This window comes from Kribbella sp. NPDC048915, assembly GCF_040649595.1.
Classification (GTDB): Bacteria; Actinomycetota; Actinomycetes; order Propionibacteriales; family Kribbellaceae; genus Kribbella.
In genome coordinates this window covers 22,402-32,470 of the sequence record NZ_JBEZFT010000082.1, presented here as the reverse complement: position 1 = coordinate 32,470, position 10,069 = coordinate 22,402, and the positions used below count along the sequence as shown (strand labels likewise).

Genomic DNA, 10,069 nt, shown 5'->3' with positions numbered 1-10,069 from the left:
GGTTTCCGGGTTTCCGCCACACAGTGGGTTCACCCATCGTGTTGTGGGTTCCGTACCCTTCACACGGGTCAGGAACCCACAACACGGTGGGTAAACCCACCGCGCGGGAACGGACGCGCGCGGTCGTCCAGCGGGGGCGCTTACTCGGGCACCCGAACCCGTCGCACACTCGGCACGCGAGCGGATCACCGCGCGTCTTGGGGGTTCTTCGCTCGTGTGCCAACGAAGAACCCCTAACGCGAACGGTTATCCACTCGAGTTGGGAGGTTGGTCGCGTGCGTTCGAACTGGGTTGCGGGCCATCCCCATCGTCTCGATGTCGACACAGGGTGCGCACGGACGGCGTGTCCCAGGGCTCGACCGGGCGACGATCACCGGGCCGCCGAGGTGCGCCGAGTTGCGCGAGGTGCGCGAGGTGCGCGAGGTACACCGAAGTGCGCGAGGTGCGCCGAGGGTGTGCTGCACGATCAGCCGCGGAAGACGTCGTACGCCAGTCGCAGGATGAGGGCGGAGACGACGATCAGGAAGACGATGCGGACGAACCGGCTGCCGCGGGCGACGGCCGTTCGCGCGCCGAGCAGGCCGCCGACCATGTTGGCCGCCCCCATCATCAGGCCGAGCGCCCACAGTGGCGCGCCGTGTACCGCGAACACCGCGATCGCGCCCAGGTTCGTGGCCACGTTGGCGATCTTCGCCTTCGCGCTCGCCTGCAGGAAGTTGTACCCGAGCAGGCCGACCAGCGCGAAGATCAGGAACGAGCCGGTCCCCGGCCCGACCGCGCCGTCGTAGAAGCCGATCAGCACACCGACGCCACTGGCCGCGAGATAGTGGTCGCGGCCGTCGAACCGCAGCGCGGTCCGGGCGCCGAGCGACGGCTTCATCGCGGTGTAGATCGCGACCAGCACCAGCAGCACCAGCACGATCGGCTTGAACCATGACATCGGGATCTTCGTCGCCACCAGCGCTCCGGCCGCGGCGCCGAGCCCGGCCAGGATCGCCAGCGGCAGTACGGTCTTGCGGTCCGGGCGGACCTTGACGCCGAACGTGACCGCGCTGGTCGCCGTACCGCACAGTGACGAGATCTTGTTGGTGGACAGGATCTGCGCCGGGGACGCGTTCGGCAGCCCGAGCAGCATCACGGGTAGCTGCAGCAGCCCGCCGCCACCCACGACGGCGTCGATCCAGCCGGCCGCGAAGGCGGCGATCACCAGGAACAGCAGGGTCAGCAGCGAAACATCAGGCACTGTGGCACGTCCTCACGGCATTGATGATCCGGTAAGGGCGTCGTACCGCTCAACCCTTACCGCCGGGAGTGAGAGACAGCCCACGCCGAACCACGGGATTCAGCCCCGGCAGTGTGTCGTCTGACACTCGGTCCGGGAGAATGGCCGGGTGAAGTTCCTGATGCTGATCCACAACAACCTCGAGGCGCTCGAAGGCCTGACCGAGGACCAACTCGAAGAGCTCTCCGGCGGCCGGGAGCAAATCGCCACGGTCGCCCGCGAACTACTCCAGACCGGCGAGCTGGTGACCGTGCTCACGCTCACCGAGCCCGCCGAGACCAAGGATCTGCAGCTGGTTGCCGGCACACCGGTTGTCTCGGACCGCCCGTTGCTCGAGACCAAGGAGTTCCTGGCCGGTGCCTTGGTGGTGGACTGCGCTACGCCGCAGCGCGCCCTCGAGCTCGCGGCGCTGATCCCGCTGGTGAAGTACCGGCGGGTCGAGATCCGTGAGATCCGGTTCGACCACGACGAGTTCCTCGCGCAGCTCGACCAGCTGTGACGCGGTCGGGCGGGTCGAACGGGCCGGAGCTGGAGGCGGCGATCCGGGCCGCGGCGCCGCGGGCGCTCGCCGCGCTGGTTCGGCGGTACGACGTGTTCGACCAATGCGAGGATGCGGTCCAGGAGGCGCTGCTCGAGGCGTTCGTGCAGTGGCGCGCGAACGGCGTACCCGAGCATCCGGTCGGTTGGCTGATCAGCGTCGCGACCCGCCGGTTGATGGACGGCTGGCGACGCGACAACGCCCGCCGGCGGCGCGAATTGAACGACTTCCTGCGCGCCTCGGACCCCGATCCGGACGACTACCACGAGGACTCCGACGACACCGTCCGGTTGCTTGTGCTGTGTTGCCACCCGGCGCTGACACCCGCGTCGCAGATCGCGCTCACGCTGCGGTCCGTCGGCGGTCTCACCACGGCCGAGGTTGCGGCCGCGCTCCTGGTCAGTGAGACGACCGTGGCGCAGCGCATCAGCCGGGCCAAGAAGACGATCGCGGGCGCCCCCTTCGAGCTCCCCACCGCCGAGGAGTACGACGAGCGCCTACGCGCCGTACTGCAGGTCCTGTACCTGATCTTCAACGAAGGTCACACCGCCAGCGCCGGCGACTCGTTGCAGCGCGTCGACCTCGCCGAGGAAGCGCTCCGCATCACCCGCCTGTTGTACGACGCGGTCGGCGGACCGGGCGAGGTGGCCGGACTGCTGGCGTTGATGATCCTCACCCACGCGCGCCGCGACGCCCGCACCGGACCCGGCGGCTCACTGATTCCGGCCGACCGGCAGGACCGCACCCGCTGGTACGCCGACGAGATCGCCGAAGGCACCCGGCTGGTCGAGGAGACGCTGCGCTCCGGCGCCGTCGGCCCGTACCAGCTCGAGGCCGCGATCGCCGCCGTCCACAGCGAAGCCGACTCGGTCGAGACCACCGACTGGGAACAGATCGCCGGGCTGTACCGCGTGCTCCGCACGCTCGACCCGAGTCCGATGGTGACGCTCGGATCGGCCGTCGCTGTCGCGATGACCGAGGGGCCGGAGGCCGGCATCGCGATCGTCGAGGGTCTGGCCGACGACCGGTACCTCGGCGACCATCACCGTAGGCTGTCCGTCCTCGCCCACCTGCACGAGCTTGCCGGCCGCCCGGATCTGGCCCGCTCCAACTACCTCGCGGCGCTGGAGCGGACCAGGAACACCGCCGAGCAGAACTATCTGCGCGACCGCATCGCCCACCTCATCAAGTGACGGCGTCCGCCGGTCCACTCGGGTCGCGGCGGCACGCTCAGCGGGCTGCGGAACACGTGCCCCGGATCCACCTGCTGCTTGAGCTTGGCCAGCCGGGCGCGATGCGCCTTCGGATAGCAGAGTTCGAGGTCCGCGTCGGTCGGGTGCGACAGGAAGTTCACGTACGCACCCGTCGGCCGCAGCGTGCTCCACAGCGCATCGAAGTCCTCGGGCTGTGACCCCTGTTGCTCGGGTGATCCGACGACGATCGAGTTCACCATGAACCGGGCGTCGCGGTGGGCGAACGCGGTCGCGTCCGCGGGCATCGAACCGAAGGCTCCGCCGAGCGCGCGGATCTCGACCGCCATCCCGGGGATCCGCTTACGGGCCTCGAGCAGGCGGTCGCTGAGGCCGTCGCCGATCGCGTCGAAGAAGCCGTTGCGGATCCGCGGCCGCCAGTCCGCGGGCATCTCCATCCGCTCGAACACGTCGGCGTACGGAACCTCCGTCACCTTGTCGGTCAGCAGATTGCCCAGGTGCCGCAGCGGCTCGATGATCGCGTCGCGGTGCGCGGGGTCGCCGGTGACGCACACCGTGATCGCCACCGGCACCTGGCCGTCGGCCATCATCGTCGGCGCCAGTTGCAGCGACGACGTGAGCTCCTCCGGCGCGGTCCGCTGGTACTCCGCCCAGCCCGCGATCACCTGCGCCGCCTGGGTCCACGGGTACAGCAGGGCGCCGAAATGCACCGTGGATCGCTCGGTCGCGGCGATGTCGTACGACGTGACCACGCCGAGGCTGCCCGCGGCACCCCGCAGCCCCCAGAACAGCTCCGGATCCTGCTCGGCGTCCACTCGCCGCACCGAACCGTCCGCGGTGACCAACTCGGCGGCCACCACGTTGTCGATCGCGAGACCGTGCTTGCGCACCATCCAGCCGATCCCACCGCCGGCCATCAGCCCGCCGACGCCGACACCGGCCGTGTCGCCGGACGAGATCGCCAGCCCCGCTTTTCCGAGCCGCTCGGCGACGCGGCCCCAGACCGCGCCGGTGCCGACCCGGACGATGTTGTCGGGCAGCAGGCGGACCTCGTTCATCGGCCGGACGTCGATGAGTACGCCGCCGTCGTTCGTGCCGAATCCGGCCGCGTGGTGGCCCCCGCTGCGGACCGCGATCGGCAGGTCGTTCGCCTCGGCGTACTGCAGCGCCGCGACGACATCGGCCGCGCCCGTGCACCGCACGATCACCCGCGGGCTACCTTCGGCCATGATCACGCGGCCGGCGTCGGCGTACCCCTGATCGCCGTCCACGAGCACCTCACCGGTGACGGCGCGGCGCAGTGTGTCGATTCCCCCGCTGACCAGTACAGATTCCGTCATGCTCTCTCCCTGACTTCACGGCGCCCCCTCTGGCGCCTCGCCCTGGGATCGGAGCGGAACGGCGGTCCTCGACATCGTCGGCGAGAAAGTTCCGGAAAATCTGAACCGGCCCGCTCCCCTGTTGTGGGAACGGGCCGGCTCAGCGGTACTACGTGACGGTCAGCGCATGCAGGTGCAGTCAACCGCGGACCGTGCGAACCAGGTGGTCGACGACCTCGGCGACTCCGATGTCGGCGCGCTCGCCGGAGCGGCGGTCCTTGACCTCGATCGTGCCGTCGGCGAGACCCTTGCCGACCACCGCGATGGTCGGCACGCCGATCAGCTCGGCGTCCTTGAACTTCACGCCCGGCGACACCTTCTCGCGGTCGTCGTAAATGACGCTCAGGCCCCGGGCCTCGAGCTCCGCGGCGAGCTCGGCGGCCTTCACGAACACCTCCTGGTCCTTGCCGGTGGCAACCAGGTGGACGTCGGCCGGGGAAATCTCGCGCGGCCAGACCAGGCCGAGCTCGTCGTGGTTGCCCTCGGCGATCGCCGCGACCGCGCGGGTGACGCCGACGCCGTACGACCCCATGGTGACCGTGACGAGCTTGCCGTTCTGGTCGAGGACCTTGAGGTCGAGCGCATCGGCGTACTTGCGGCCGAGCTGGAAGATGTGGCCCATCTCGATCCCGCGCGCGGTCTCCAGCGGACCCGAGCCGTCCGGCGCCGGGTCGCCGTCGCGCACCTCGGCGGCCTGGATCGTCCCGTCCGCGGTGAAGTCGCGCCCGTGGACCAGGTTGATCACGTGGAAGCCGGCCTTGTCCGCGCCGGTGACCCAGGCGGAGCCCTCGGCCACCCGCGGGTCGAGCAGGTACCGGATGCCGGAGGTGTTCTCCTTGCCGAGCACGCCGGGGCCGATGTACCCACGCGCCAGCGACGGGTACTTCTCGAAGTCCACCTCCTCGAAGGCGACCACCTCGGCCGGCTCGAGCTGCGCGCCGAGCCGCTTCTCGTCGATCGCCCGGTCGCCGGGGACGCCGATCGCGAGCGGCTCGCGGCTGCCGTCCGGGTGCACGACCATGACGAGCACGTTCTTCAGCGTGTCCGCGGCGGTCCACTCGCGGCCGTCGGTCCGCGGGTGCTTCGCGTTCAGCGCATCGACCAGCGTCTCGATGGTCGGGGTGTCGGGGGTGTCCACGACCTCGGCGGCCGGTACGGCGGAGAAGTCGACCGGCTCCGCCTGCGGCACCTCGACGGCCTCGACGTTCGCGGCGTACCCGCCCGGTGAGCGGACGAAGGTGTCCTCGCCGTTCTCCGCGATCGCGAGGAACTCCTCGGACCGTGAACCGCCCATCGCGCCGGACATCGCCTTGACGATCACGTAGTCGAAGCCGAGCCGGTCGAAGATCTTGATGTACGCCTGGCGGTGCAGGTCGTACGACCTCTCCAGGCCCTCGTCGTCGATGTCGAACGAGTAGGAGTCCTTCATCACGAACTCGCGCCCGCGCAGCACACCGGCCCGCGGCCGGGCCTCGTCGCGGTACTTGTTCTGGATCTGGTAGATCGACAGCGGCAGGTCCTTGTACGACGAGTACAGGTCCTTGACCACGAGGGTGAACATCTCCTCGTGGGTCGGGCCGAGCAGCATGTCGGCGCCCTTGCGGTCCTTCAGCCGGAACAGGTTCGGACCGTACTCCGTCCAGCGGCCGGTGGCCTCGTAGGGCTCGCGCGGCAGCAGCGCCGGGAAGACCAGCTCCTGCGCGCCGATCGCGTCCATCTCCTCGCGGACGATCTGCTCGACCTTGCGCAGCACCCGCAGCCCGAGCGGCAGCCAGGTGTAGATACCGGGCGCCGTCCGGCGGATGTAGCCGGCCCGGACGAGCAGCTTGTGGCTCGGGACCTCAGCGTCCGCCGGGTCCTCGCGAAGGGTGCGGAGGAACAACGACGACATACGCAAAATCACGGCAGTCTCCAAGCCTGACACGAAATGGATGGAACAACGGACCTCACAGAGGATATCCGCCCGGCGGTGATGCTCTCACCGCGATATCCACAGGAGCTTACCGAGGGTGAGGCGTCAGAAGAGAATCGTCGCGAACGTCTCGATCGTGCGGAAGCCGACCCGTTCGTAGGCCGCCCGCGCCGGGGTGTTGAACGCGTTGACGTACAGCGTGACGACCGGCGCGATCTGCCGGGCCAGCTCGACCACCGCGGCCATCCCGGGCGCGGCCAGCCCGCGCCCGCGGTACTCCGGGTCCACCCAGACGCCCTGGATCTGGCACACGCCGGTCCCGACCGAGCCGACCTCGGCCTTGAACACGACCCGTCCGTTCTCGATCCGCGCGAACGCTCGCCCGAGGCGGATCAGCTCGGCGACCCGGGACCGGTAGAACGTCCCGTCCGGACCGGTCTGCGGCGGTACGCCGACCTCCTCGGTGTACATCGCGACGCACGCCGGGTACAGAATCGGCAGCTCGACCGGCTCCACGGCCCGCACCAGCGGGTCCGGGGTGATCGCGGGCGGTCCCTCGATCACCATGAACGGCTGGTCGTCACGCACCTCGCGGGCCGGTCCCCAGTGCGGCTCGAGGATCCGCCACAGCTGCTCGACCGCGTGCGCCTGGCCGAGGATCTGGAAGCAGTTTCGGCCCCGGCGCAGCGCGTACGCCGCGAACGCGCGCAGCGCCACCTCGTCCGCCCCGACCGGGACCATGTTCCCGCCCGCGTGGCACAGCGCCTCGAGCTGGCCTTTCTCGACGTACCCCCAGACCTCGGCGCCGCGACGCGGATCCAGGCCGGACGCCTGCACGAGGCTGTCGACGAAGACATTCACCACCGGATCGCGGGCGATGACCGCGCGCGCCGCCGCGAGGTCACGAGGACCGAGAACCCGTACGCCCACGCGCAGAACCTAGCCGATCCGGGCCGCCCAGGTGCGCAACGGGGCCGGATCGGACTGTTGCGCTGCCGGCGGCGCGGGTGGATCAGACGGTCTCGGCGGCGGCCTGCGGATCGTGGCCGGCAGCGATCCGGCGCAGCGGCGACGTCCACGCGATCACCACGCCGACGCAGCCGAACAGTCCCATCAGCACCATCCCGGTCCGCGCGCCGAAGGCGTTGCCGAGCAGGCCGCCGACGAGCGAGCCGATCGTCCACCCGACGCCCCAGGAGAGCATCCGGCCGGCGGTGTTGACACGACCGAGCAGGTGCTCCGGGGTCACCTGCTGGCGGTAGGACACCGCGTTCACGATCACCAGGACGTACGCCGAACCCCACCCGAGCAACGCCAGCGCGGCCACGATCCAGTGCGGCGACAACGGCGCGAGGACGCCGATCAGAGCCGACATCGGCAGCGCGTACAGCGTGATCGCCGCAGGCGACATCCGCTTCAGCAACCGCGGCAGGCTGAGCGCGGCGATCAGGCCGCCGATCCCCCACGTCCCCCAGACCAGTCCGAAGCGGAGTCCCGACGTACCGATGTGCAGGACGCGGTCGCACCAGACCACGATCAGCGCCATGAACCCGCCGCCGGCGAAGGACTGGACGGCGCCGATCAGCGTCATCGTGCGGACGCCCGCGTGCCTGATCAGGTAGCGGAGGCCTTCGCCGATGTCGTTCAGCAGTACGCGCGGGCGGAGCGGTGGGCGCACCTCGCGGACCTCGGACAACGCGCGGACGATCCCGCGGACCGCGAACGCGGAGGCCGCGAAGCTGAGTGCATCGAGGCTCAGCAGCGTCGCCGGGTTGAGGACGGCGAGCAGGAGTCCGGTCGCCGGTGGGACCAACAGCTCGATCAGGCTCGACGCCGTCCAGACGGCCGAGTTGGCCTGCGCCACCCGCGCCCGGCCGACCAGGACCGGCAGCGCGCCGAAGTTGGCTCCGTCGAAGAACGTGTGCACCGACTGAACGGCGAACGCGACCACCAGCACCTGCGCCACGGTCAGTACGCCGAGCAAATGGGCCAACGGCACCGAGCCGACGAGAATCGCGTTCACCGTGTCGGCGATCACCATCACCCGCCGCCGGTTCCAGCGATCCGCCAACGCGCCGGCGAACAGCCCGGTCAGCAGGTACGGCGCCGACTCCAGCGCGGTCACCAACGCGGTGAGCACCGTCGACCCACTCAACCGGTACACCAGCACCGGCAGCGCGATCGCGGTCACCATCGACCCGGTCGTCGACAACGCCCGAGCCGCCCAGTACCGCCGGAAATCCGGATCGTCCCGCAACCGCTCGGGCATCGCCGTCGTCATGCCGCGCATCCTCCAACCTCATCCCCGCTGGAGGTCAAGGCTCATCCACCGCAATTCGTCGCCGAGATCGCGCCCGGGGGTCCTGGCCGCGTCGCCGAACCCCAGCTTGCGGTAGAAGGCGATCGCTTTCTCGTTGTTGATCAGCACGTCCAGCAGCAATTCCGGCGTACCGTCCGGCAGCGCGGCCACCGCGGCGTCGATGAGCGCCTGTCCGATGCCTTTGCCCTGCTGGCCGGGCAGAACGTAGAGCTTCCCCAGCACCCAGAGGTCGTCCTCGATCCCCAGCGCGGCCATGCCCACCAGGTCGTCGCCGTCCGCCGCGACGAAGGTGATGCCGTTGGTGATCTCGCGTTCGACGGCCTCACGCGACCACCAGTGGGCCAGTCGTTCGGCGAACTCGTCGGAGATCAGTCCCCGGTACGCGACCGGCCAGGTCTCCAGGCCGATCCGCCGTACGGCGTCGACGTCCGCGAGCGCGGCCCGGCGTACGGCGATCATCCGTGGATCACGACGAGTTGACCGTCAGGGTCGGTGATATGGAGGTCTGCGTCGATGCGGGTGCCGCCGGCGCGGTGCTGGACGTCGTCCATCGGCTCGGTCGTGGTCAGATCGAGGCGGACGCCGAACTCACCCTCTGCCGGACCGAAGCGGACGGTGTGGGCTGCGCCCAGGACCTCGAGGAACTGCCGCCACAGCGGCTCGGTGGCTCCCGTGAGGTACGGCGTGACCGACCAGCGCTCGTCCGCCTTCGCGTCGTGCAGCTTGTAGCCGTACAGGTCCTCGGAGCGTTCGTCGATCCAGATCACGACGCCGTCCGGACCCGTCACCGACAGCACCCGCCCGTACGCCTCGTCGAACACTGTCACGTCCGCGAACCCGGCCTGCTCCAACGGCTCGCGCAGCTCGTCGATCGAGTCCGCCTCGAACGACAACGTGGTCTGGCCGGGCTGCCCGCCGGTCGAACTGCTCGCGGCATCGTGCAGCGCAACCATGCCGTTTCCGGTCACCATGTCCACCCAGCCGCCGCGCTCGGACTCGATCCGCGACCGCAGCCCGAGCGTCTCCAGAAACGCCCGCATCGCCTCCACGCCCGCCGTGAACCGCAGCGGTCTGATCACCACGTCGTTCATCCCTTGGCCTCCCCATGGTTGTCCAGGTACTCCGAAAGCGCCTGCTCGACCAGCGCGGACAGGCTGGTGGCCTCGTCGATCGCCTTGTGCTTCACCCGCCGCACCAGGTCGGGCGGCAGGTACACGTTGAACTGGACCTTCTTGCCGGCATCGTTAGCCATGGCTATATTACTAGCATGCTAGATCGCTACCAGGCAACCGGGGAGTTGTTCTGCATGAACCTGCGCTTCGACCATCTGGGCCTGCTGACCGACAGCCGCGCGAAGAACCTGGAGATCGCCGAGTTCTACGCCGCGTTAGCGGATCGCCAGGCCATCACACTGTGCGTTTCGCGCG

General features: G+C 69.6%; 10 protein-coding genes. 2 read left to right on the top strand and 8 right to left on the bottom strand.

Translation table 11 applies throughout. The features are described 5' to 3' along the window. Nucleotides 1-466: 466 nt before the first annotated feature. Nucleotides 467-1,243, bottom strand: coding sequence for a TSUP family transporter (locus tag AB0B82_RS29430; protein WP_360175622.1), 777 nt, complete (start codon nt 1,241-1,243; stop codon nt 467-469). 148 nt (nt 1,244-1,391) lie between these two features. Here AB0B82_RS29430 and AB0B82_RS29425 point away from each other — a divergent pair, with 148 nt between their 5' ends. Further along, entirely contained in the window at nt 1,392-1,781 is a 390-nt protein-coding gene (locus AB0B82_RS29425) for a YciI family protein (protein WP_360175619.1), read from the top strand. Next, nucleotides 1,778-3,013, top strand: coding sequence for a sigma-70 family RNA polymerase sigma factor (locus AB0B82_RS29420; protein ID WP_360175616.1), 1,236 nt, complete (start codon nt 1,778-1,780; stop codon nt 3,011-3,013). Before AB0B82_RS29425 ends, AB0B82_RS29420 begins: the two co-directional genes overlap by 4 nt. Here the strand turns inward: AB0B82_RS29420 and AB0B82_RS29415 are convergent. The 7 genes from AB0B82_RS29415 to AB0B82_RS29385 all read right to left on the bottom strand — a co-directional run bounded on the left by AB0B82_RS29415 (nt 2,977) and on the right by AB0B82_RS29385 (nt 9,894). After that, nucleotides 2,977-4,371, bottom strand: coding sequence for an FAD-binding oxidoreductase (locus tag AB0B82_RS29415; RefSeq protein WP_360175613.1), 1,395 nt, complete (start codon nt 4,369-4,371; stop codon nt 2,977-2,979). The two genes, AB0B82_RS29420 and AB0B82_RS29415, sit on opposite strands and share 37 nt — an antisense overlap. A gap of 178 nt (nt 4,372-4,549) precedes the next feature. Further along, nucleotides 4,550-6,313 (bottom strand): proline--tRNA ligase, encoded by a 1,764-nt coding sequence (locus AB0B82_RS29410; RefSeq protein ID WP_360175610.1) that lies wholly within the window; start codon nt 6,311-6,313, stop codon nt 4,550-4,552. Between the two features lie 114 nt (nt 6,314-6,427). Beyond that, nucleotides 6,428-7,252 carry a GNAT family N-acetyltransferase gene (locus tag AB0B82_RS29405; RefSeq protein WP_360175607.1) on the bottom strand — a complete coding sequence of 275 codons (825 nt, stop codon included), beginning with the start codon at nt 7,250-7,252 and terminating at the stop codon, nt 6,428-6,430. 82 nt (nt 7,253-7,334) lie between these two features. Continuing rightward, the gene (locus AB0B82_RS29400; protein ID WP_360175604.1) at nt 7,335-8,603 is read right to left on the bottom strand and encodes an MFS transporter; all 1,269 of its coding nucleotides are present in this window, start codon (nt 8,601-8,603) and stop codon (nt 7,335-7,337) included. A gap of 18 nt (nt 8,604-8,621) precedes the next feature. Further along, entirely contained in the window at nt 8,622-9,101 is a 480-nt protein-coding gene (locus tag AB0B82_RS29395; protein ID WP_360175601.1) for a GNAT family N-acetyltransferase, read from the bottom strand. Next, complete coding sequence (locus AB0B82_RS29390) at nt 9,098-9,733, bottom strand: VOC family protein (protein WP_360175598.1); 636 nt, start codon at nt 9,731-9,733, stop codon at nt 9,098-9,100. Before AB0B82_RS29390 ends, AB0B82_RS29395 begins: the two co-directional genes overlap by 4 nt. After that, complete coding sequence (locus AB0B82_RS29385) at nt 9,730-9,894, bottom strand: CopG family transcriptional regulator (protein ID WP_360175595.1); 165 nt, start codon at nt 9,892-9,894, stop codon at nt 9,730-9,732. Before AB0B82_RS29385 ends, AB0B82_RS29390 begins: the two co-directional genes overlap by 4 nt. Nucleotides 9,895-10,069: the final 175 nt, after the last annotated feature.

Bases quoted from the DNA above. Each gene is read 5' to 3' on its own strand.
- AB0B82_RS29415 (WP_360175613.1), bottom strand. From the start codon at position 4,371: ATGACGGAATCTGTACTGGTCAGCGGGGGAATCGACACACTGCGCCGC.
- AB0B82_RS29390 (WP_360175598.1), bottom strand. From the start codon at position 9,733: ATGAACGACGTGGTGATCAGACCGCTGCGGTTCACGGCGGGCGTGGAG.
- AB0B82_RS29395 (WP_360175601.1), bottom strand. From the start codon at position 9,101: ATGATCGCCGTACGCCGGGCCGCGCTCGCGGACGTCGACGCCGTACGG.
- AB0B82_RS29385 (WP_360175595.1), bottom strand. From the start codon at position 9,894: ATGGCTAACGATGCCGGCAAGAAGGTCCAGTTCAACGTGTACCTGCCG.
- AB0B82_RS29400 (WP_360175604.1), bottom strand. From the start codon at position 8,603: ATGACGACGGCGATGCCCGAGCGGTTGCGGGACGATCCGGATTTCCGG.